Consider the following 23,215-nt stretch of genomic DNA (forward strand, 5'->3'; position numbering starts at 1 on the left):
ATAACGTCAGCACTTAGTGCCCCTCAAATTGTGGCGGCGGCTGGCGAAATAGCCGGGTGAGGTAGACAAGATAGGCGAAGCCCAGTGCTGCCCAAACCAGCCCCATGGTCAGTGAAGTTCTTTCCAGGTTTAGCCACAATACGCTGACCGTCAAAGCACCAATGAGTGGTAGCACTAGGAAGTTAAAGCGATCTTTCCAGCTTTTGTTACGCCGTTGGCGGATAAAGAAGTGATTGATTACCGAGAGGTTAACAAAGGTAAACGCAACCAGTGCGCCAAAGTTAATCAACGCGGTGGCGGTGACCAAATCAAAAAACAGCGCAGAGAGTGCCACTATACCTACCATCAATACATTCAGTGTCGGGGTGCGCCACCTAGGATGAATGTAGCCAAAGAAACGCTCAGGAAAAACGTTGTCGCGCCCCATAACATAGAGCAGACGCGAAACGGTGGCGTGTGATGCCAAACCTGAAGCCAGTGTGTTGATAAAGGTGGTACAGAGGAAGATCGCTTGGAACAGTTTGCCACCCACATAGAGCGCGATCTCCGGCAGTGCTTCATCCGGGCTATCAAAACGTTCAATAGTGGGAAAAAACAGTTGAATAAAGAATGAGACGCTGATGAAAATCACCCCGCCGTAAAGTGCAGTCAGGAAGATCGCTCGCGGGATCACTCTGGCCGCTTCCGGGGTCTCTTCACTCAGTGTGGTGACTGCATCAAAACCGAGAAACGAGAAGCAAAGGATGGTCGCTCCGGTGATGATCGGCAATAGGTGGGCATGTTCACTGACAAAAGGTTGCAGGCTCCAAACTGTTCCTTGCCCTTCGCCGTTATGTAACCCCTGCACCACCAGAAAGATAAATACCACGATGATCGCCAACTGCACCAGTACAAACAGCGTGTTAAAGTTGGCTACTAGGCTAACACTGCTGAGATTGATCGCTGTCATGATGGTGACAAAACCCACCACCCAAACCCAGGTCGGAACCTCAGGGAACAGCGCGGTTAAATAGATTTTTGCCAACAGGGTATTGATCATCGGCAGGAACAGGTAGTCGAGTAGCGATGCCCAGCCAACCAAAAAACCGACATGCGGATTGATCGCTTTTTGGGTATAGGTGTAGGCGGAACCGGAGGTCGGATACTGGCGCACCAGTTTGCCATAGCTGATGGCGGTGAACAGTACGCCAGCCAAAGCAAACAGATAAGAGGTCGGCACATGACCATCGGTGACACCAGAAACGATACCGAAGGTATCAAACACCGTCATCGGAGTCAGGTAGGCCAACCCCATCATCACCACTTGCCACAATTTTAGTGTTTTACGCAATTGCGGTTTACCCGCGCCATCACGTTCAATGGCTGTTACTGTCATGGGCAATTCCTCACCGGCGTTCAGTGCGCCAAGTCAGAAAAAATTAATCACCGCCGCGCGCAGTCTCGCAAGAGTGCAACTCATCTGCAAAAAATCTGGTCTGGCACTTACACATGCTCGGTGAGATCCCTGAGTAAAACACCCAAGAGTGCCACGTTGGTAACAGCACGCGCCGCTATCATACTCGCCTGTGCCAAGGAATAAAGCCGAATTTTCTTCACTATGATAAACAGGGTAGTCGTGCTTTTTAGCTTAATCTAGCACACTAAGAAAGCTTCAACCATAAAGAGCGCTAATAATGCAATTATTTGATAAAAAATTGATTTCTTTTTAGTTTTAAATATTGTTAAATTTTAATTTTGAAGTGGAAGGGGTAATTTTCTGATGAAACAGCAGAAGCTTTCGTTAGCCCGAGATGTAGCAAAATGCTATGCTTTGAATCGAATCATTAACAGCCTATTCGAGACGGTGTTATCCCCACCGCCAGCTTGCACCACGACGGTACACAACAACTGCATCGTGGACCAAGTTAATGCGAGTTGTGAGCACTGCGGTGCGACAACATGACAAGCTGAGCGGCTTTAAAACGGAAATCGGATCGGTTTTGAACTTTGTCGCCGGAGTTTACCCTAGAGATGCTGATACGCTTTGTTGCTGCCCTGCTGCTGGCAGTGTCTAGTTTGGCCTCATTGGCTGAGGATGTGCGTGAATATTATAGTTTCACTGCACTTGGTGAGCCGAAGTATCGGCACGGTTTCCAACATTTTGACTATGTCAATCCCGATGCGCCAAAAGGTGGCGATATTCGTCTGGCAGCAATCGGGACCTATGACAATTTTAACCGTTTCGCCTCGCGCGGTGTGTCAGCAGAACGCACGATCCAACTTTATGATGCGCTGTTTACCACCTCGGACGATGAAGCTGCCAGTTATTATCCATTGGTCGCAAAGGTGGCTCGTGCGCCAACCGATATGCGTTGGATGGAGATCGAACTTAATCCTGAGGCACGTTTCCATGATGGCAGCCCGATTACGGCACAGGATGTCGCCTTCACATTTAATAAATTTATGACCGAAGGCGTGGCCCAATTTCGGGTGTTTTATCAAGGAACACAGATCGAGGCAGTAGCCCCCTTGACGGTGCGTATCACGCTGCCAGAGGCTGATAAAGATAAGTTGCTCGGTTTGCTGACACTGCCGATTTTGTCAGAACGTTTCTGGCAAAATTATTCACTCAGCGAACCGCTGATCCAGCCACCACTGAGCAGTGGACCATACAAAATCAGCGATTACCGCTTGGGCCAATATGTCACCTATCAGCGTGTCACTGACTACTGGGCTGCCGATTTGCCGGTTAATCGCGGGCAAAATAACTTTGATCATATCCGTTATGACTATTATCTGGATGATAACGTCGCGTTAGAGGCGTTTAAATCGGGTGCTTATGATCTGCGTGCAGAAGCGTCAGCCAAAAATTGGGCCACCCAGTATCGGGGCAATAATTTCGATCAGCACTACATTATTAAGCGTGATGAAGTTAATCACGCCGCTCAGAACAGTCGCTGGTTAGCATTTAATGTTGGCCGACCAATATTTGCTGATCGCCGAGTACGCGAGGCGATCACACTGGCTTTTGATTTTGAGTGGATGAATAAGGCATTGCATTATCAGGCTTATCAGCGTACCGATAGCTATTTTCAGAATACTGAATATGCCGCCACCGCTAGCCCCGATGCGGCTGAACTGGCTTGGCTGCTGCCGCTAAAAGATAAATTGCCGCCAGCGGTGTTTGGCCCTCGCTATCAGCCACCACGTTCGGCGGCGGATGGACACAATCGTCAGAACCTACTTAAGGCGAGTGAACTACTGCAACAAGCCGGCTGGCAGGTGAGTCAGCGCCGCTTGGTACACAGCGAAACTGGGCAACCGTTCCGTTTTGAGCTGCTGCTGCCAAGTGGCGGTAATTTTCAGTATGTGCTGCCCTTCCAACGTAATTTAAAGCGGTTAGGCATTGAGATGCAGATCCGTGAGGTCGATGTTGGCCAGTTCACTCGTCGCCTACGCAAACGCGATTTCGATATGTTGCCGACAGTATATTCCGCGATGCCGTTTCCCAATACCGCGCTACAAATCCTTTGGGATTCAGAGTATCTCAGCTCCAGTTGGAATACTCCGGGGGTTAATGACGCTGCGGTTGACTATTTAGTCCGCCAAATTGTTAAACATCAGGGTGATCAACCGGCGCTACTGTCACTCGGACGCGCGCTGGATCGGGTATTAACCTGGAATCACTACATGTTGCCAATGTGGTATTCAAACCACGATCGCTATGCTTACTGGAATAAATTCTCTCAACCCGAACAGCGGCCGACCTATGCCATCGGGTTAGATACCTGGTGGTATGATGCCGATAAGGCAGCAACACTACCTACACGCCAGCAATAAAAGGAGCCTGCGGTGGCCGCTTATCTATTACGTCGTTTACTTTTGGTGATCCCGACACTTTGGGCAATCATCACGCTTAACTTTTTTATTGTTCAAGTTGCTCCAGGTGGCCCGGTCGATCAGGCGATTGCTGCCATCGAGTTGGGTCACAGCAGTGGTTTTGCCGGTTCGGGTCTCGGTGAAGGATTAGGCAATGCCAAAACTGGAATCGGCAATGTCGGCGAAGGGCAGTATCGTGGTTCGCGTGGGCTTGATCCGGAAGTGATTGCCGAAATCACCAAGCGTTATGGCTTCGATAAACCGCTGCATCAGCGCTACTTCACCATGTTATGGAACTATATGCGTTTTGACTTCGGCGATAGCCTGTTCCGTGGCGCTTCCGTGATGGAACTGATTGGTCGTAGCTTACCGGTTTCGATTTCGCTGGGGCTATGGAGTACCTTGATCATCTACGGTGTTTCGATTCCGCTTGGCATCCGTAAAGCAATCAATAACGGTAGCACATTTGATACCTGGAGCAGCACACTGATTATCGTCGGTTATGCGATTCCGGCCTTTCTGTTTGCCATTTTGATGATTGTGCTGTTTGCCGGCGGTAGCTATCTGAATTGGTTTCCGTTGCGTGGGTTGGTTTCCAGCGATTTCGATATGCTGCCTTGGTATCGTCAGATACTCGACTACCTTTGGCATATTACACTGCCGGTGTTAGCTACCGTGATTGGCGGATTCGCCACTTTAACCATGTTAACTAAAAACTCCTTCCTGGATGAGATCCGCAAGCAATATGTGGTTACCGCTCGCGCCAAAGGGTTAGAGGAGAAAAAAGTGCTTTATCATCATGTATTCCGCAATGCGATGTTACTGGTGATTGCCGGGTTTCCTGCCACCTTTATCAGTATGTTTTTTACCGGTTCGCTGTTGATTGAAGTGATGTTTTCCCTCAATGGCCTCGGGCTGTTGGGTTATGATGCCACATTACAGCGCGACTACCCGGTAATGTTTGGCACACTGTATATCTTCACGCTGATTGGCCTGTTGTTGAATATCATCAGTGATATTACGTATACCCTGGTTGATCCACGCATCGATTTTGAGGCCCGCCAATGAGCCGTTTAAATCCGATAAATCAAGCCCGTTGGGCACGTTTTCGCACTAACCGCCGTGGTTACTGGTCACTGTGGATTTTTTTGCTGTTTTTCCTACTCAGTCTGCTGTCTGATCTGTTGGCCAACGATAAACCGTTATTGGTGAATTATCAGGGCCGGTGGTATGTGCCCTTTCTGGTCAACTACAGCGAGACTACTTTTGGTGGCCAATTTCAGACTGATGCCGATTTCCAGGATCCTTTCCTGGTCGCTCAGATAGCGCAGCATGGTTGGGCTATTTGGGCTCCGATCCGATTTAGCTATAACACCATTAACTTTGCTACTGAGGTGCCGTTCCCTTCGCCGCCTTCACGCCAGAATTTACTGGGTACTGATAGTAATGGCAGCGATGTGTTGGCGCGTCTGCTGTACGGTTTTCGTATTTCGATGCTGTTTGGTTTGGCGTTGACGCTCTGTGCAAGTGTGATTGGTATCTGTGTCGGTGCAATGCAGGGTTATTACGGTGGCCGTATCGATCTCTGGGGACAACGTTTTATCGAAGTGTGGTCTGGTATGCCAATGTTGTTTTTGATTATTTTACTCTCCAGTATTGTGCAACCCAATTTCTGGTGGCTGTTGGTGATCACCATTTTATTCGGTTGGATGAGTCTGGTTGGGGTGGTTCGTGCCGAGTTTCTGCGTACCCGTAATTACGATTATATCCGTGCTGCACGTGCCATGGGGGTGCCGGATCGGGTGATTATGTATCGTCATATGTTGCCTAATGCGATGGTGGCGACGTTGACCTTTTTGCCTTTTGTTCTGTGTGGTTCTATCACTACCCTCACCTCGCTCGATTTTCTTGGCTTCGGTCTGCCGTTGGGTTCGCCTTCACTGGGAGAACTGCTGTTACAGGGCAAAAATAATTTGCAGGCTCCTTGGCTGGGTATCACGGCATTTCTGGTGTTATCGATCCTGTTATCACTGTTAATTTTTATTGGCGAAGCCGTACGCGACGCCTTTGATCCCGGTAAGGTGTATTGATATGGTCGCTCCTCTACTCGCTATTGATGATCTCTCGATCGCATTTCGCCAGCATGCTGAACAGCGCTTGGTGGTAGAGAACCTGTCACTACAAGTGAACAGCGGTGAAACGTTGGCGCTGGTTGGTGGCTCTGGTTCAGGAAAAAGTGTCACTGCACTCTCTATTTTGCGTCTGCTACCTGCTGCGGCAGTGTGCTATCCAAACGGTGATATCCGTTTCAATGGTGATTCATTGCTCCACTGCACAGAGTCGGCGCTACGAAAGGTGCGTGGCAACCAGATTTCGATGATTTTTCAAGAGCCAATGGTGTCACTGAATCCACTGCATAGCATCGAAAAACAGTTAGCTGAAGTGTTGATGCTGCACCGTGGTAGGGATCGGGTGAGTGCGCGTGTGGAGATTATTGAGTGTCTCGAGCGTGTTGGTATCCGTAATGCTAAACAACGGCTAAATGATTTTCCACATCAACTGTCTGGTGGTGAGCGTCAGCGGGTGATGATCGCTATGGCTGTGTTAACCCATCCGAAATTGCTAATTGCCGATGAACCGACCACAGCACTGGATGTGACTGTGCAAGCACAGATTTTACTGCTATTGCAGGAGCTAAAGCAGGAGTTGGCGATGGGACTGCTGTTTATCACCCATAATCTCAATATTGTGCGTCGACTGGCAGACACCGTAGCAGTGATGCAACAAGGGCGCTGTGTAGAGCAGCGCAGTCAGGCCGCGCTGTTTACCGCACCACAACACCCCTATACCCAACAACTGCTGGCAGCAGAGCAGATGGGCGAGCCGACAGTGTTACCTGCTGAACGCAAGACGTTAATGAAAGTAGCACATCTGCAAGTCTGTTTTCCGATTAAGCGTGGACTGCTGCGGCGTGTGGTTGATCAGCACTATGCGCTGAAAGATCTCAGTTTTGAGTTGCGCGCGGGCGAGAGTATCGGCCTGGTTGGTGAGTCTGGCTCTGGTAAGAGTACCACCGGTTTAGCATTGCTACGTCTACTTCATGCGCAAGGGAAAATTTGGTTCAATGGCCAGCCATTGCACAACTTTAATCATCAACAGATGTTGCCCTATCGTAGTCAATTACAGATCGTGTTTCAGGATCCCTACTCGGCACTGAATCCGCGTCTGAATGTACTGCAAATTATCGCCGAGGGACTAGAGATACATCAGCAGCTTTCGCCAGAGCAGCGCGAACAGCGTGTTATCGAGGTGCTACAGGAAGTTGGGCTGGAAGCGGAGATGCGCCACCGCTATCCGACAGAGTTCTCCGGTGGGCAACGACAGCGTATTGCTATTGCACGTGCATTGATTTTGCAACCACAACTATTGATCCTCGATGAACCCACTTCTTCCCTAGATAAGTCGGTACAAGCGCAGATCTTGGCGCTGCTGAAATCATTACAACAACGCCACCAGTTGGCTTATCTGTTTATCAGCCATGATTTGCAAGTGGTACGCTCGCTCTGCCATCAGGTCATTGTGTTGAAGCAAGGCGAGGTGGTTGAGCAAGGTGATTGCCAAGCGATCTTTAATGCACCGCAAGCGGATTATACCCAGCAACTGCTCGCCTGTTGCCGTTAATCGCAGTAGTGATTGATAGCGATAACAAAATCAAACCGTGGATAAAAGTGCTGGATTGAGCGTACTCAATGAATTTAGTCATCTTTTTTATCAAAGATGGCTTCCCTTGAGTACATCAATCTGGCATCGTTGTCACGAGCTAATTGGTTGTAGTTTCTCATTTTGCTCCAGGAAGCATAGAACGATATAACTTAACATAGATAGTGACATCATGAACAAAAAAGACAGTTTATTGAGAGAGATAGCCAGGTATCCGTTGATCTTGATTATGGTATTTTGGGTAGTGCAGATCATAAAGTCCCTCAGCGGAGCAACGCTACTCGGATTCGGCGTTGTGCCCCGTGAGCTGTATGGATTAGTGGGCGTTGTAACTTCCCCGTTTATTCACGGTAATTTTGAACACTTGATCGCTAACACGTTGCCGTTTTTCTTTTTGGCCTGTTTACTGTTTATGTCCCATCGAAAAAGAGTCGTTAGCTATCTTGTTGTTATCTGGCTCACAACCGGCCTGATCACTTGGATCATCGGACGTAATGCCTCGCATATAGGTGCAAGTGGTGTGATATATGGCATGGCATCCTTTCTGGTGTTTGCTGGTATCTTTGGCAAGAGATTGAAATTAATTGCCATTTCAATCTTGGTCATTTTTTTCTACTCGGGTCTGATTTGGGGACTATTTTCAACAGAAAGGCAGGTTTCGTGGGAGGGACATCTAGCGGGCACTTTATCAGGTCTATTATTGGCTTTTTGCTATCGCAAAAGCCTGCAAGCAGAGAGATAACTAGCCAAAGATGGTTAGCTAAAACAGGTGATTAGCGGCATTGGCGTGATTGTTCCATCATCGCCGGTTCAGAGCGGGCAATTTTAGTTGCCCTTTACTACCGGTGCGGCACGAAACCCTCACCGGCAATTATTGCCTATCGGCAGGGGTTAGGCTTTTTGCCCAACACCGGTGTGTAAGCTGGCTCTGTAGCTACTTGCTCTGCCTGTAAGCGACTATCGCAGTAACCATTTAATTAGCCTTGCTAGTGAAAAATTTCGAACGTCTCGCCTCAATATCACGCTTATCCTTAACGTGTTACTGTGTTATTCAGACACGCTATTGTTCGATGACCTGTAAGCCAGATAATCTGCCATTACGTTCCATAGCGGGCACTTGAGGGCAGCGTTTGTCGAGTGTCGATCTTCTCGGCGATCGCTACCCCAATATTTTTTAACCGGCAGATCGCAGCGCTCTCATCCTGCTGGGCAACAAACAGACAAGGCTCGCCCTGCCACTCAAGCAATACACACTCAATATAGACTTGCAATAAACAGTGTTGTAGCTGTTGCATCGCCTGCCAAGCTTCTTGCCCCTGCTGGCTCAGTAACCTTAAACCAATCAGATGATCGGGTGAGTTAACCGACTGGGTTGGTCTCCTGACGGATGAATTGACTTCAGCAACGTGGCTACATGCGTCAGTAGTGACGTTGCCGGGTTCTGCTGTCTCGGATACCACTTCCAGCTTTGTGCCCACGTAGCCGGATACCCAACGATAACTGAACGGCAGACGATGAATTATCGAAAGATGAACTTCACTCACATTTTGTCCCTAGCCGGAAAAGCAACATAGATTTTACATTGCAATAATACTACATTATCTAAAAATTAACTAAATTTACCTTAGTAAAAAACCATAGTTAAATGTAACTAACGAAATATAACACTAAAAGAAAAACTTATTAAGCCATTAACCGCGCTAAACCTTCGCCGTCACTGACGCAAAGCACGTTTGGCATACAGGTAACATAACACCGCCATCACACTGCACAGTGCCATTGAGGTAACCATCGGCCACGCAGTGCTGTTGGGAACTTGCGCCAATAGTGCGGCGATCAGCGCACCAATGCTAAAACGTAATGTGCCCGCCAGTGACGATGCAGTTCCAGCCATGTGCGGGAAGTGATCAAGGATCACTGCCATTGCATTTGAGGAAATCATGGCTATACAACCAATATAACCCGCCACTCCCAGCACCAACGCCCAAAAACCGAACCCCAAAGTGCCACTCAAGACCAACCAGCCTCCCATGGCAAACTGGAAAAACAGCCCGATGCGAAACATGTTGAATGAACCCAACCGGCGCACATTACGGCTGTTAAACAGTGTAGTCAAAAATAGGAAAACAATGTTCAGTGCAAAGTAGTAGCCAAAGTGTTCTGGTGCGACTTGGTTAAGTTCGATATAAACAAACGGGCCTGCACTGAGAAACGAGAACATACCGGCAAACGAGAATGCGCTGGCCAGCATGTAACTCAACACGCTTTTATGACGAAACAGCGAGGCAAAGTTGCCTAGCGTGGTACGTAAATGAAACTTCTGTCGTTTCTCTTTTGCCAAGGTTTCTTTGATAAAAAAGGCAACCAACAGCGAGCCTAGCAGTGCAGCAGCGGAGATAGTCCAAAAAATGGCATGCCAATCGAACCAGGAGAGCAGTACGCCACCAATCATTGGAGCCAATAGCGGAGCTATGGTCATCACTAGGATAACAAACGACATCATGCGTGAGAATTCATCACGGCTAAACATGTCGCGCATCAATGCGTTGATCACGACGCTGGCAGCGGCTGCCGAAAGGCCATGAAGAAAACGCAGATTGATCAACTGATCAATCGACTGTGCCATCGCACAAGCGCCACTGGCGATAGCAAAAATCACTGTTCCCCAAAGGATCACAGGCTTACGGCCAATAGTATCAGACATTGGACCATAAAACAGTTGACCAACGGCAAAGCCCACCATATAGGCACTGAGTGTCATCTGTACCCGCCCCGATTCGACAGCAAACTGTTTAGCGATAATCGGTAAACTGGGCAGGTACATGTCGATTGCCAGTGGCATCAGCATTGAGAGCAGGCCGAGAATAAAAATCAGACCAAAGTGAGAACTACGCTTTTGTTGCACTGGTAACGACTCCTGCGGCGGAAAAATTTATCTACTCAGCGCGGTACAGCAACGCTGGCAATCTCTTGTGTGGTCAGTGGGCGGTATTCTCCAGGCTCTAACGTCTGATCCAACACAATCGCGCCAATCCGTTCGCGATGTAATGCCACAACGTGATTCCCCACTGCGGCAAACATTCTCTTTACTTGATGATAGCGCCCCTCACTGATTGTTAGACGGGCACGATGTGAATCAATCTGTTGCAACTGTGCTGGCTTGGTCACTGTTTTTTCATTATGTAATTGAATGCCTTGTGCAAACATCGCTGCCGTGTTATCTGCTAATGGCTGTTCCAACTCTACCAAATAGGTTTTTTCACAGTGATGTTTTGGCGAGGTGATCCGATGAGACCATTGACCATCGTCGGTCAGCAATACCAGCCCAGTGGTATCGATATCCAACCGCCCAGCGGCGTGCAGTTTATAAGCCACAGGCTCATCAATAAAATAGAGCAGTGTCGGGTGATCAGGATCGTCGGTAGAGCAAACATAGCCTTGAGGCTTGTTGAGCATGAAGTAACGTGGTCCAGAGAGTTGCGTTAATGGATTGCCGTCAAACGCCACCTGATGGTGTGCTTCCAATTTGAATGCACCATCTTTAATCACTTCGCCTTGCACCGTAACGCGTTTGGCACGCAGTTCACGGCTGACCAATCCTCGGCTAATACCTAATTGCTGCGATAAAAATTTGTCCAGTCGCATAACCAACTGCTTTACCTGTGTGATGGAATTTACCTCGCCAAACCAAAGACGGAGGCATTCAGTGTGATGGAGATCACTTATTATACTCCCCACACCCTCGGCATAACAGCGCAATTTTTCGCGCGGCCCCCCTACTGGATGACGGTTATAATTTATTGATTTAAAATAAAATAAAGTCTTTTCAGCTTCACCTGCGGCGGTTCTGAGTCTAGCAAGTCAGAAAACAGGGGGTAAAAGATGGCTTTTGACAGTGCCGACGTCCGTGATACTACTTATGTAATCAAAGTCGATATCAACAGCAAAACCTTCACACAACGCAGCACAACAATACCCCTATGCTCCTCTTCTTAACCGGTATCGGTACGCAAATGATTTGTCCTTCTCGTTCTGCATAGGTTGATGAAGCAGGGCAAACCATGAACGTTTTTTAACCAAAAACAGTATTTGACCTGAGCACGTGTTGATGTTTTTCCCCTTATCAAAGCAAAAGCATTGTCTCGCTCCTCCCCCTGCAAAGGGGGAGGCTAGGAGGGGGTATTTCAAAATAATCAAATGCGTTAAAACCCCACCCTAACCCTCCCCTTATTAAGGGGAGGGGACTACCTGGCTCCTCGCATTGTGGCACAGAACAAACTTTAGTTAATAATCGATTAAAAAACGTTCGTGATCTTGCCCTGGTTGATGAAGAGATCATTGCCGCCTTCAAAAAAAATACATACTCCACCCATTGTAGGCATCATCTCTATTTTTTAGAACACTATTTAATTACAAAAATTGATACCATGTTTAACCCCTGGTATTCTTCAACCATATTTCTTTAGTGTGTACTTCTAATTTTCCAAGGAGAGTTTCAAAGTGAAGTGCTTTATTTCTATGTTTTTTATGATCATACTTTCCATTTCGAGCAATGTAACTGCTGCAGTTAACAACAAACCATCTCTGGCAGAAGAAAATATGTTATTCATGAAAAACAAAGCCAGCTTCAATCAGCATGATTTACTTCATTTTTCCAGCCGTTCGTTTAAATTCCTCGCTATAGTTCCTGATGGCAAAACAGCAGAAGAAACCATTCTTTTTTATCGCGATATCATGATTAAGAAAGCAAATGAGAAAGGATATTCATTTACTTCGGGTAAAAAAGATTTATTGTTCAAAATAGAGCAAAAGCATTTTTTAGACACAAAAGATAAGTTGTTAGATCAGCAACATCTTGTCATTAGGCAAAATTATAGCCAAGCACATGATTCTGCCATAACGGAAAAATCCGAATCCAAATTGACGGTAAAGAAAATAGCCAAAAACACCCCAGTTCCTATCATTCACTCTTCATTGTTTACTGCTTCAAATGCAAGCAATATTAAACAAAAAACTGAAGAGAACATTTCAGCCGATCAGCATGGTGAGCTTCAGTCTTATTTTGAAGTTACACTTAGCTCAAAATTGAGTGAAAACATGCTAAAAAACAATAGTATCAATGATTATTTTTCCATTCACCCTGAATTGGCTAAATTTGGCATAGCAAAAGACGAAAAGTTAATCAGACAGATCGCCTACAGCACACAGATGAGTCCAGGAAAGTTCACTTTACCCAATGGGAAAACCAGCTCTTTTGATATTGAAGTATGGGCATCAACACCTGATGGTAAACCGATACTAGTAGAACTGGCTTTTGACAGTGAAGGTTATGCCAGCTCAGTGGAAGATCTAACACTTCAGGAAGAATTCTTTGTTAGTGCGGTATTAGAAGGGATGCATGCTTATGCACTGCCAGATGCAACCTTGATGGGTTCTAAGTTGCGCGCATTAAAAGCAGCATCTGAACAATTGACACAGTGACAGCTTGTTGTGTCATTTGCCATTCACCGCGAGACGGTAGCGGTTGGAAGCAACAGGGCAATGATTGCAAAATGAGCATTTGAAACATAAGCGCCATTTTTCTCACTATCAGGGGTTGCCAAAGGAAAACGATTAGTAGATAATGCTGCCCATGTTGCCGACCACCACAAGTTAAAAGCAATATAAATCAGCATCATAGTAGTAATTCTGATTAAAATTTCAGCAGGTTGCTGTTCTGTTTTTGGCAGAACTTGCAGTAGCTGAAAATGTGGTGTTTGGTGCTGGCTGTGTCAGCGTGTTGCTGAATCATTGGTAGCTATCTGAACAGAGCAAAATTTTAAGGCGCGTTAACAAAGCGGTTATGTAGCGGATTGCAAATCCGTCTAGTCCGGTTCGACTCCGGAACGCGCCTCCACTCTTGCCCGGGTGGTGAAATCGGTAGACACAAGGGATTTAAAATCCCTCGGCCTTTTGGCTGTGCGGGTTCAAGTCCCGCCCCGGGCACCATTACATCTCACCCTGTCATTTTCTTATCAAGCAGTTTATTGATTCCCTCATGCCTGCTACACAGCCCGATGCAAACCAGCTTACTGCGCGTTAAGCTACCCTCTTCACCACTCTGACTGCTTTGTCAGGATCACCAGCAATAAACTCCAACGTTGGTGAGTAGTAGAATGGTACCCAAACACCGAAGTTACTCTCCCATTCCCATTTGACTGGACAGGGCCACAAAATATCTTCATGCAGGATATAGTAAATCCAACGCCCATTCGGGCGACGAGGTTTAAGCGTTTTCATATTTCCAATCGTGCGCAGGCAATCACTGGTTATATTCTTACGGTACGGATAACAGCAAACAAGTCAATATGATGACTGACTCACACCACATCGTTAGGCAAGTGCAACTAGTCGCTAACCAACAATCGCTCGCTAACTCTTTCGCTAATGCTCACGGCTATCCCCTGTGATGGTGATAAGGACACCGAACGTGGCTTTTTGTTATCAGATACCTGCTGTGTAGTGGCCATAAAACTAGAAAGGTGGTGCCTGAACCATTCAGGCATCACCCAGCATCTTCCCTGACCACAAGCAGTCAATTGGGTATAGCACAAAGAAAAACCTTGTGCCCAGTATGGGAGTGTTACACTTTCTTAAATTCAGTTTCTGCCTGTTTAAATCGCTGTGTAATATTAACAGAAGGCGGCTTGTCGAACAGGCTAACCAGAATGATTGCTATGCTAGCCAGCAAAAAACCGGGAATAATTTCATACAGACCCAGCCAACCATTCTGTTTCCAGATAATCACGGTGGCTGCACCAACCAGCATCCCAGCCAAGGCACCGTTGCGAGTCATGCGAGGCCAGAGTACCGAAATCAGCACCACCGGGCCAAATGCGGCACCAAAACCAGCCCAGGCATAGCTCACCAGCCCCAGAACACGATTCTCTGGATCTGCCGCCAATGTGATAGCAATCAGCGCAACCACCAACACCATCACTCGCCCTACCCACACCAATTCACGCTGACTGGCACCTTTACGCAGAAAAGCCTTATAGAGATCTTCGGTAATCGCACTGGAACAGACCAGCAGTTGGCAACTCAAGGTGCTCATTACCGCCGCCAAAATGGCGGAGAGCAACACCCCTGCCATCCAAGGGTTAAACAGCAGCATTGCCAATTCAATAAATACCCGTTCACCATTTTGTGTCACATTAGCGGCTTGATCACTGTGGTTGGCAAAATAGGCGATACCAAAGAAACCAACAGCAATAGTGCCTGCTAAACAGAGCACCATCCAGGTCATACTGATACTGCGCGCACGGCGAATAGTGTGATGTGAATCTGCTGCCATGAAACGTGCCAGAATGTGTGGTTGGCCAAAATAGCCCAATCCCCATCCCATCAGTGAAACAATGGCGATCCAGTTTAGCCCTTTCATCATGTCAAGATTGGCCGGGTTTTGTGCCATGATCACTTCAATTGAGCTATCGATACCGCCAAGAGAGAGGATCACCATAATCGGTGTCAGGATCAGCGCAAAAATCATCAGGCTAGCTTGCACGGTGTCAGTCCAGCTTACCGCCAGGAAACCACCGATGAAAGTATACAAAATGGTCGCTGCCGCACCGGCCCAAAGTGCAGTCTGGTAACTAATACCAAAGGTGCTTTCGAATAAACGAGCGCCAGCCACCACACCAGAAGCGCAATAGACAGTGAAAAACAGCAGAATGACCAGTGCAGAGATCACGCGCAACAGTTTGCTGTTATCTTCAAAGCGGCTAGTAAAGTAATCGGGTAAAGTTAAAGCGTTATGATTAACTTCGGTATGGACACGCAACCGCCCTGCCACCAGTTTCCAGTTAAAGTAAGCACCGATAGTCAAACCGATCGCAATCCAACTTTCTGAAATACCGGCCAGGAAAATCGCTCCTGGCAACCCCATGAGTAGCCAACCACTCATATCAGAGGCACCTGCAGAGAGTGCCGTGACAACACTCCCCAACCGACGGCCACCGAGAATATAGTCATCAAAATTTTTAGTTGCTCGATAAGCAAGCAAACCAATGAGTATCATTCCCAAAATGTAGACCAAAAAGGTCACTAGCATAGGTGTGCTCATTCTCGCGCAATTCTCCGTTTTTATTGCCTATCCACTATCAGCCCAGCACATGTCGCTCGCCCACAAGAGTCAATAGGTTTTTGTACCCAGTCAAGGATTGGTGCAGATGGGGCCAGCAACTGCATGCCAGCACCCAGTAAACCGGTGAGGTTACTTCAATATGTGTTCAAAGGGCAACAGCTTAAGTTAAAACAGCCGCCATCACTTGCTCCACGGCTCCTAGTTGTAAACCCATGGCAGCAAGTGTGCGTGCATTAGCTGTATGCAGGGTAAATAAATTAGCGTTGATCAACAGATCCATCTGCCACTTCAATCACCTCTTCCTCTTTACGGTAAAGGCTGATCAGCTTGAACAGTAGGCTGAGGCTAATGCCGACGATGGTCGCCAACGCCATCCCCTTCAGTTCTGCCGCACCGATATTAACCTTGGCACCGCTGACACCGATAATCAGGATCACTGAAGTTAAAATCAGGTTTTGTGCTTTGTTGTAATCCACTTTTGACTCGATCAGCACGCGGATACCCGAAGCACCAATCACACCATACAGCAGCAGCGAAACCCCTCCCATCACCGGTACTGGCACAGCCTGGATTGCAGCCGCCAATTTGCCGACACAAGAGAGCAGGATCGCCAGGATTGCAGCGCCACCGATCACCCAAGTGCTGTAGACCTTAGTGATCGCCATCACACCAATATTTTCACCATAGGTGGTGTTAGGGGTTGAACCAAAGAAACCGGAGAGCACAGTAGAGATGCCATTAGCGAACATGGAGCGATGCAGCCCGGGATCACGCAACAGATCTTTTCTGACAATATTAGCGGTCACCACCAAATGGCCGACATGTTCAGCAATCACCACCAGTGCAGCCGGTAAGATAGTCAATATGGCAAACCATTCGAAGCGCGGTGTATAGAAAGTGGGTAGGCTGAACCACTTCGCTTCGCTGATCGGGGTCAAATCGACCACGCCCATAAAGAACGAAAGTGCATAACCAACCAGAACGCCAATCAGAATTGGAATAATAGCGAGAAAACCACGAAACAGTACCGAACCGAAAATAGTCACCCCAAGCGTGATCAATGAGATAGTAATGGTTGTGCTATCGGCGCTTGTCCCTTCGGCGGGCAACAGGCCAGCCATATTGGCCGCTACGCCAGCCAACTCAAGACCAATTACCGCAATGATCGCCCCCATCGCTGCTGGTGGGAACATCACATCCAGCCAACCGGTACCGGCCTTTTTGACAATAAATGCGACCAGGCAGAACAGCACGCCACACATGATAAAGCCACCCAACGCCACCTCGTAACCTAACGGCAACAGCAGCAGTACCGGTGAAATGAAGGCAAAACTTGAGCCAAGATAAGCTGGCACCTTTCCTTTACAGATAAACAGATAGAGCAGCGTACCCACCCCATTAAACAACAACACCGTCGCCGGGTTGATATTAAACAGGATCGGCACCAGTACTGTTGCGCCAAACATGGCAAATAGGTGTTGAAAACTCAGCGGAATAGTCTGGAGTAGCGGTAAACGTTCATTAACGCCAATGGCCCTGCGGGTCATGTTATTTCTTTCCTCTAGGTTGTATAGATCGGTCGTCTGCTGCTGTAGCAATGTCAGCAACGAATCCGGCCGGTGGTAAAAGCGAAAAAAAACCGACGCTTCGGTCGGTTAATCAACTATTTGGTACCAAATATCTTATCACCTGCATCGCCTAAGCCAGGGACAATATAGCCCTTCTCGTTCAGGCAGTTATCAATCGCTGCGGTATATAACTCAACATCTGGGTGTGCCTGTTCCAGAGCGGCAATCCCTTCTGGGGCTGCCACCAAAACCAGCACTTTAATACTGCTACAACCGGCCTTTTTCAGCAGATCGATGGTGGCAATCATCGATCCACCGGTCGCCAGCATTGGATCGACTACCAGCGCCATCCGCTCAGCAATATTAGAAACCAGCTTCTGAAAATAGGGCACCGGTTCCAAAGTTTCTTCATCGCGATAAATACCGACCACGCTGATACGCGCACTCGGAACATGCTCCAGAACCCCTTCCATCATGCCCAGACCGGCACGCAGGATCGGCACCACAGTGATCTTTTTTCCCTTGATCTGATCAATATCAACTGGCCCACACCAACCTTGAATCGTCACTTTTTCTGTAGCAAGGTCAGCCGTTGCTTCATAAGTGAGTAAACTGCCCACTTCAGAAGCCAATTCACGAAAGCGTTTGGTGCTGATATCGTGTTCGCGCATTAACCCCAGCTTATGTCGAACCAGCGGGTGTTTCACTTCAACGATCTTCATCACTTTTTCTCCTAATCACGGCAGTTGGCGGCAAAAAAATCGGCGGATTATAGCGTCTTTTTTGGGTAACGCCTAGCAATCAGCGGTCTGGTTTAAACCAAGGTAGAGGCTGCTAGCGATTAACCTGGGTAAAAGTATCGTCGGTTTTTCACAGTTAGTATGATCGATTGCCATATCAAACTCACACTTTCTGTGCTGTGCCAATAAGAGACTCGCAAACGTTTGCCTGCGCTGTTAGAATTGCCGCGCCTGCTGGTAGCTGTCTCAACACGCTCCACTATGTGTCTGCGCTACTGGCACTCTTTTCAAACTGCAAACCGTCGTGGGGATCGCACAGTGACCGACCAAACCTCTCTCAGCTATAAAGACGCAGGCGTTGACATCGATGCCGGCAATGCGTTGGTAGATCGTATCAAAGGTGTGGTAAAACAGACTCGCCGCCCAGAAGTGATGGGGGGGCTTGGTGGCTTTGGCGCCCTGTGTGCGTTACCGCAAAAATATCGTGAGCCGGTGCTGGTCTCTGGCACTGATGGGGTCGGTACCAAGCTGCGCTTGGCGATGGATCTGCAGCGCCATGACACTATTGGTATTGATTTAGTGGCGATGTGTGTCAATGATCTGGTTGTACAAGGAGCTGAACCGCTATTTTTCCTCGATTACTACGCCACCGGCAAACTTGATGTCGACACAGCGACCAGCGTGATCACCGGTATTGCCGAAGGCTGTAAACAGGCCGGTTGTGCGCTGGTTGGTGGCGAAACTGCCGAAATGCCCGGCATGTATCACGGTGAAGATTATGATGTCGCCGGCTTTGCCGTCGGCGTGGTAGAAAAGTCCGCTATTATTGATGGCAGTAAAGTCAAGGCTGGCGACGCACTGATTGCGCTTGCTGCCTCTGGTCCACACTCCAATGGTTACTCACTAATCCGCAAAATCCTAGCCGTCAGCAACAGCGATCCCGCAACCACCCAGTTAGCGGGCAAATCACTGGCTGATCATCTGCTGACCCCGACCAAAATCTACGTTAAATCAATCTTGGCACTGATTGAGCAAGTGGATGTACACGCTATCGCACACCTAACCGGTGGTGGTTTCTGGGAAAATATTCCACGTGTTCTACCGGCAGGCATTCAGGCGGTGATTGATGAATCAAGCTGGCAGTGGCCAGAAATCTTCCAATGGCTGCAACAGGCTGGAAACGTTGAACGTGATGAGATGTACCGTACCTTTAACTGTGGTGTAGGTATGGTGATCGCCCTCCCTGCCGATGCAGTCGAGTGTGCAATTGCGCTGTTAACTGCGGCCGGTGAGACTGCCTGGCAGATCGGCACACTGCGCCAATCAACTGAACAACCAGTGGTTATTGAGTAATGAAAAAGATTGTCGTGCTGCTCTCTGGTCAAGGGAGCAATCTTCAGTCGCTGATCGACGCCTGCCAGCAAGGACGCATTACCGCTGAAGTGGTTGCGGTGATCAGCAACCGCCCAAAGGCTTATGGTTTGCAACGTGCAGCCGATGCAGGCATTGCCAGTCACATCTTCAGCAGTAAACATTTTGCTGATGCGGAAGCGTTCGATCAGGCGCTAATCGCCACTATCGACCAGTACCAGCCCGACCTAATCGTGCTGGCCGGTTATATGCGTATTCTTGGCACGGCTTTTGTGCAGCACTACCGTGGACGGGTACTCAACATTCACCCTTCACTACTGCCCAAATACCCTGGCTTAGAGACCCATCGGCGTGCTATCGACAACGGCGACCGCGAGCACGGCACCTCGGTGCATTTTGTCACCGAGCAATTGGATGGTGGCCCAGTGATTTTGCAAGCTAAAGTACCGATCTTTGCTGGCGACAGCGAACAAGAAGTTATGGAGCGAGTAAAGAACCAGGAACACACCATCTACCCACTGGTAGTGAGTTGGTTTATTAATGGTCGTTTACGGATGCAAGATGGCGCTGCCTGGCTGGATGGCCACCGTTTACCAGCGCAAGGATACGCGGCAGAATAACAACCGCTACTCGTTCCCCCTTAACGGCAAGTGGTTATCTTGCCGTTATTGCCCCACCTGACACCGTCATTTGACACTCTGCCCTGCCAGCGTCGGACACGGGTTGGATCTATACTTCTGACACTATTTATCTCTGCAATGTTGATAGCGATAACAAACAGGAAAAAGTATGCCGACCACTCATGATGTTAAACTGCGCCCCCTGGAGCGGGAAGATTTAGTCTTTGTGCATCAAATGGACAACAACGCCAGCGTAATGCGTTACTGGTTTGAGGAGCCTTACGAGGCCTTTGTTGAACTGGTTGATCTGTATGACAAACATATCCATGATCAGACCGAACGCCGTTTTATCATCGAACATCAATCCAACAAAGTCGGCCTCGTAGAACTGGTTGAAATTGACCACATCCACCGCCGTGCCGAATTCCAAATCATCATTGATCCTGCACATCAAGGGCAAGGTTATGCCAGCAAAGCCGCTAGATTAGCGATGGATTACGGTTTTTCAGTACTGAACCTCTATAAGCTCTATCTGATTGTTGATAAAGATAACGCCAAAGCGATCCACATCTACACCAAATTGGGTTTTGACATTGAGGGTGAACTGATTGATGAGTTCTTTGTCAACGGCAAATACATCACGGTATTGCGGATGTGTATTTTCCAGCCCAGTTATCTGCAACGTTTTAAACAGCAATCAGGCGATCTACCATCAGGTTACTGAATAAAAGCAGTAATAGGAAAACGACTTCTATTCCGTGCGTGAATCTGGCCACGTTTGCTGACCTATCATCTAGGCTATGTTTTTGGGTGGTTTCAGTGATCAGCATCGACGAGACAAAACCAGAGCAATATCACACAGCGGCCGGCGCTAACACCGATGATTGTGCTGTAACAGCCAGACACCCCAGGGCAAACGCGCGAACGTTTTTTAACCAAAAACAGTATTTGACCTGAGCACGTGTTGATGTTTTTCCCCTTATCAAAGCAAAAGCATTGTCTCGCTCCTCCCCCTGCAAAGAGGGAGGCTGGGAGGGGGTATTTCAAAATAATCAAATGCGTTAACACCCCACCCTAACCCTCCCCTTATTAAGGGGAGGGAACTACCTGGCTCCTCGTATTGTGGCACAGAACAAACTTTAGTTAATAATCGATTAAAAAACGTTCGTGATCTTGCCCTGCCAGACACCCTGTATTCAAGCAGGGTGAAAAAACCAGTTTCTTTGCATGCAACTGCGTGATTTAATCCGGAAACAGTGATTAAGCTATCGTCTCGGTTAGGCTTTTTAGCCGTTGCGGTATCGACCATCACTCACCGTGATCAGAAGCACTAAAACCAAGCCATTTACGCGCACAATCAACACGAGCAACGCGAGATTCAGGGAACGTGAACATGCGCACTCAAGCCAGTGGATTGCAATTTACCCTCAGCGCCGGCGGCCAACCGGCTGGCACCTTCGCGGTGGTCGATTTCACCCTACACGAACACGACTCCTCGCTGTTTGAACTGGAGCTTAACCTCGCCAGCCGCAACCCGGCGGTTGATTTTGATGCGGTGCTCGATCGCGGGGCGACACTCTCGGTCTGGCGCGACGGCGTGCTACAACGCGCGGTTTCCGGCATCGTCACCTGCTTTCAACAGGGCGACAGCGGCTTCCAGCAAACCCGCTACCGCATGTCCGTGCGCCCCAGCCTGTGGCGCTTAGGCTTACGCCGTAACTCACGCATCTTCCAGCTTGAAACCATCGAACAGATCATCAGCACACTGCTGCGTGAAGCACAAATCGTCGACTACGCCTTCGGCCTACGCCACCCGCACCCAGCACGCGAATTTTGCGTGCAGTACCAAGAGAGTGACCTTGAATTTATCCAGCGCCTGGCCGCCGAAGAGGGCATCTTCTTCTATTTTGAGTTCAACCAGGGCCGCCATACCGTAGTGTTTGCCGATGACTGCGGCATCATCCGGAAAAAAGCCAGCCTGCCCTACAACCCGAATGTCGCGGCACAAGCCAACGAGCTGTGCGTCAACAGCTTCATTTGCAGCGCGCAAGTACGCCCAGCGGAGGTGCAACTGAAGGATCACACCTTCAAAAACCCGCGTTGGGATGCGACATTCAGCCAACAAGCCAGTGGCGAAATCGCTCAACGTCGTAGTTACCAACAGTTTGATTTTCCTGGTCGCTTCAAAGATCAGCAGCACGGCAAAGATTTCACCCGCTACCGGCTGGAGGCGCTGCGCAACGACGCCCGTTTGGGGCGCGGCACCAGCAACGACTTCCGCCTGCAACCTGGCATTCTCCTGACGCTGAGCCAGCACCCGCGCGCCGACCTGAACTGCGCCTGGCAACTGATCGCCACCCGCCACAGCGGCCAACAGCCGCAAGCCATGGAACAAGAAGCCGGCGAGCAAGGCACCCACCTGAATACCGAGTTCCAATTTATCCCGCGTAGCCAAACCTGGCGGCCAACGCCACTGCCGAAACCGGTCATCGACGGGCCACATCTGGCCAACGTGGTCGGCCCCGGCAACGAAGAGATCTTCTGCGATGAACATGGCCGCATCCGCGTGCAGTTCCGTTGGGATCGCTACGGCAACAACGACGACCACAGCTCATGCTGGATCCGCGTCAGCCAACCGTGGGCAGGACAAGGCTGGGGCATGATCGCCATCCCGCGCGTCGGTCAGGAAGTGGTGATCCACTTCCTGCACGGCGACCCGGATCAACCGATGGTCACTGGCCGCACCTACCACGCGGTCAACCGCGCCGCGTTAAAACTGCCGATGGCAAAAACCCAGATGGTATTGCGCAGCAAAACCCACAAAGGCGAAGGCTACAACGAACTGCGCTTTGAAGATGCCAAAGGCAGGGAAGGCCTGTTCCTGCGTGCCCAGCGCGACATGACCACCCAAGTGCTGAACAACCGCGTCACCGAAGTCGGCGCTAACCACATCGAAACGGTGCAACAAAATCAGCAAATTGAAATTGGCCAACATTATCATTTCACCGCGCACGGCAACCACACCCTGACGGTTCAGGGTGATCAACACACCGAGATCAACGGCCAACAGCAACGCACGGTACAACAAGTGCTGGAACTGGCCTCGGCGCGTGGCATTCGGCTGGAGAGCGGCGCATCGGCACTGGAACTGCACGCCGATGGGCGTATCAGCCTACACGGCAAAAACTTCAACCTCTATGCCACACACAACGGCCA

Annotated in this window: 19 protein-coding genes and 2 tRNA genes; 12 read left to right on the forward strand and 9 right to left on the reverse strand. The window is 48.9% G+C overall.

The annotated features are described in order from the left end of the window. Positions 1–13: 13 nt before the first annotated feature. Positions 14–1,375 (reverse strand): APC family permease, encoded by a 1,362-nt coding sequence (locus tag EOJ37_RS08850; protein ID WP_127959571.1) that lies wholly within the window; start codon positions 1,373–1,375, stop codon positions 14–16. 635 nt (positions 1,376–2,010) lie between these two features. Here EOJ37_RS08850 and EOJ37_RS08855 point away from each other — a divergent pair. The 5 genes from EOJ37_RS08855 (at position 2,011) to EOJ37_RS08875 (ending at position 8,320) form a co-directional block, all read left to right on the forward strand. Continuing rightward, positions 2,011–3,819, forward strand: coding sequence for an extracellular solute-binding protein (locus EOJ37_RS08855; RefSeq protein ID WP_127959572.1), 1,809 nt, complete (start codon positions 2,011–2,013; stop codon positions 3,817–3,819). Between the two features lie 12 nt (positions 3,820–3,831). Continuing rightward, positions 3,832–4,926 carry a microcin C ABC transporter permease YejB gene (locus EOJ37_RS08860; protein WP_127959573.1) on the forward strand — a complete coding sequence of 365 codons (1,095 nt, stop codon included), beginning with the start codon at positions 3,832–3,834 and terminating at the stop codon, positions 4,924–4,926. Then, positions 4,923–5,948: an ABC transporter permease gene (locus EOJ37_RS08865; RefSeq protein WP_127959574.1), complete on the forward strand. Its 1,026-nt coding sequence runs from the start codon at positions 4,923–4,925 to the stop codon at positions 5,946–5,948. Before EOJ37_RS08860 ends, EOJ37_RS08865 begins: the two co-directional genes overlap by 4 nt. Position 5,949: 1 nt before the next feature. Then, positions 5,950–7,539, forward strand: coding sequence for a microcin C ABC transporter ATP-binding protein YejF (yejF, locus tag EOJ37_RS08870; protein ID WP_127959575.1), 1,590 nt, complete (start codon positions 5,950–5,952; stop codon positions 7,537–7,539). Positions 7,540–7,750: 211 nt separating this feature from the next. Next, complete coding sequence (locus tag EOJ37_RS08875) at positions 7,751–8,320, forward strand: rhomboid family intramembrane serine protease (protein ID WP_127959576.1); 570 nt, start codon at positions 7,751–7,753, stop codon at positions 8,318–8,320. 355 nt (positions 8,321–8,675) lie between these two features. Here EOJ37_RS08875 and EOJ37_RS08880 read toward each other — a convergent pair whose 3' ends face one another. The 3 genes from EOJ37_RS08880 to rsuA all read right to left on the reverse strand — a co-directional run bounded on the left by EOJ37_RS08880 (position 8,676) and on the right by rsuA (position 11,223). Next, the gene (locus tag EOJ37_RS08880) at positions 8,676–9,122 is read right to left on the reverse strand and encodes a YejG family protein (RefSeq protein WP_127959577.1); all 447 of its coding nucleotides are present in this window, start codon (positions 9,120–9,122) and stop codon (positions 8,676–8,678) included. Between the two features lie 170 nt (positions 9,123–9,292). After that, positions 9,293–10,483 carry a Bcr/CflA family multidrug efflux MFS transporter gene (locus tag EOJ37_RS08885; RefSeq protein ID WP_127959578.1) on the reverse strand — a complete coding sequence of 397 codons (1,191 nt, stop codon included), beginning with the start codon at positions 10,481–10,483 and terminating at the stop codon, positions 9,293–9,295. A gap of 35 nt (positions 10,484–10,518) precedes the next feature. Then, positions 10,519–11,223: a 16S rRNA pseudouridine(516) synthase RsuA gene (gene rsuA / locus EOJ37_RS08890; protein WP_127959579.1), complete on the reverse strand. Its 705-nt coding sequence runs from the start codon at positions 11,221–11,223 to the stop codon at positions 10,519–10,521. Positions 11,224–12,078: 855 nt separating this feature from the next. Between rsuA and EOJ37_RS08895 the strand changes: the two genes are divergently transcribed. Continuing rightward, positions 12,079–13,059, forward strand: a complete 981-nt coding sequence (locus EOJ37_RS08895) for a hypothetical protein (protein ID WP_127959580.1) — start codon at positions 12,079–12,081, stop codon at positions 13,057–13,059. Between the two features lie 23 nt (positions 13,060–13,082). Here EOJ37_RS08895 and EOJ37_RS14415 read toward each other — a convergent pair whose 3' ends face one another. Further along, a complete protein-coding gene (locus tag EOJ37_RS14415) occupies positions 13,083–13,256 on the reverse strand; it encodes a hypothetical protein (RefSeq protein WP_155522488.1) in 174 nt (57 codons plus the stop codon). A 144-nt stretch (positions 13,257–13,400) separates the two neighbouring features. Here EOJ37_RS14415 and EOJ37_RS08900 point away from each other — a divergent pair. Both EOJ37_RS08900 and EOJ37_RS08905 read left to right on the forward strand, forming a co-directional pair. Next, positions 13,401–13,474: transfer RNA gene (locus EOJ37_RS08900), tRNA-Cys, on the forward strand. Between the two features lie 5 nt (positions 13,475–13,479). After that, positions 13,480–13,566 (forward strand) — tRNA-Leu (locus EOJ37_RS08905). A 90-nt stretch (positions 13,567–13,656) separates the two neighbouring features. On the opposite strand, the gene EOJ37_RS08910 is transcribed toward EOJ37_RS08905, so the two are convergent. From EOJ37_RS08910 to upp, 4 genes are all read right to left on the reverse strand, one after another. Further along, positions 13,657–13,857: a hypothetical protein gene (locus tag EOJ37_RS08910; protein WP_127959581.1), complete on the reverse strand. Its 201-nt coding sequence runs from the start codon at positions 13,855–13,857 to the stop codon at positions 13,657–13,659. 343 nt (positions 13,858–14,200) lie between these two features. Beyond that, positions 14,201–15,679: a sodium/proline symporter PutP gene (gene putP, locus EOJ37_RS08915; RefSeq protein WP_127959582.1), complete on the reverse strand. Its 1,479-nt coding sequence runs from the start codon at positions 15,677–15,679 to the stop codon at positions 14,201–14,203. Between the two features lie 278 nt (positions 15,680–15,957). Continuing rightward, positions 15,958–17,247 (reverse strand): uracil permease, encoded by a 1,290-nt coding sequence (gene uraA / locus EOJ37_RS08920; protein WP_127959583.1) that lies wholly within the window; start codon positions 17,245–17,247, stop codon positions 15,958–15,960. 116 nt (positions 17,248–17,363) lie between these two features. Beyond that, the gene (upp, locus tag EOJ37_RS08925; RefSeq protein WP_127959587.1) at positions 17,364–17,990 is read right to left on the reverse strand and encodes a uracil phosphoribosyltransferase; all 627 of its coding nucleotides are present in this window, start codon (positions 17,988–17,990) and stop codon (positions 17,364–17,366) included. A 336-nt stretch (positions 17,991–18,326) separates the two neighbouring features. On the opposite strand from upp, the gene purM reads away from it, so the two are divergent. The 4 genes from purM to EOJ37_RS08945 all read left to right on the forward strand — a co-directional run. Next, entirely contained in the window at positions 18,327–19,361 is a 1,035-nt protein-coding gene (gene purM / locus EOJ37_RS08930; protein ID WP_127959584.1) for a phosphoribosylformylglycinamidine cyclo-ligase, read from the forward strand. After that, entirely contained in the window at positions 19,361–19,999 is a 639-nt protein-coding gene (gene purN, locus EOJ37_RS08935; protein WP_127959585.1) for a phosphoribosylglycinamide formyltransferase, read from the forward strand. Before purM ends, purN begins: the two co-directional genes overlap by 1 nt. Before the next feature lie 169 nt (positions 20,000–20,168). After that, complete coding sequence (speG, locus tag EOJ37_RS08940; RefSeq protein WP_127959586.1) at positions 20,169–20,723, forward strand: spermidine N1-acetyltransferase; 555 nt, start codon at positions 20,169–20,171, stop codon at positions 20,721–20,723. Positions 20,724–21,392: 669 nt separating this feature from the next. Continuing rightward, positions 21,393–23,215, forward strand: a 1,823-nt coding sequence (locus EOJ37_RS08945; RefSeq protein ID WP_155522489.1) for a type VI secretion system Vgr family protein, incomplete at its 3' end; no start/stop codon positions are given.

It is taken from the genome of Serratia microhaemolytica (assembly GCF_004011885.1).
GTDB lineage: Bacteria > Pseudomonadota > Gammaproteobacteria > Enterobacterales > Enterobacteriaceae > Serratia_G > Serratia_G microhaemolytica.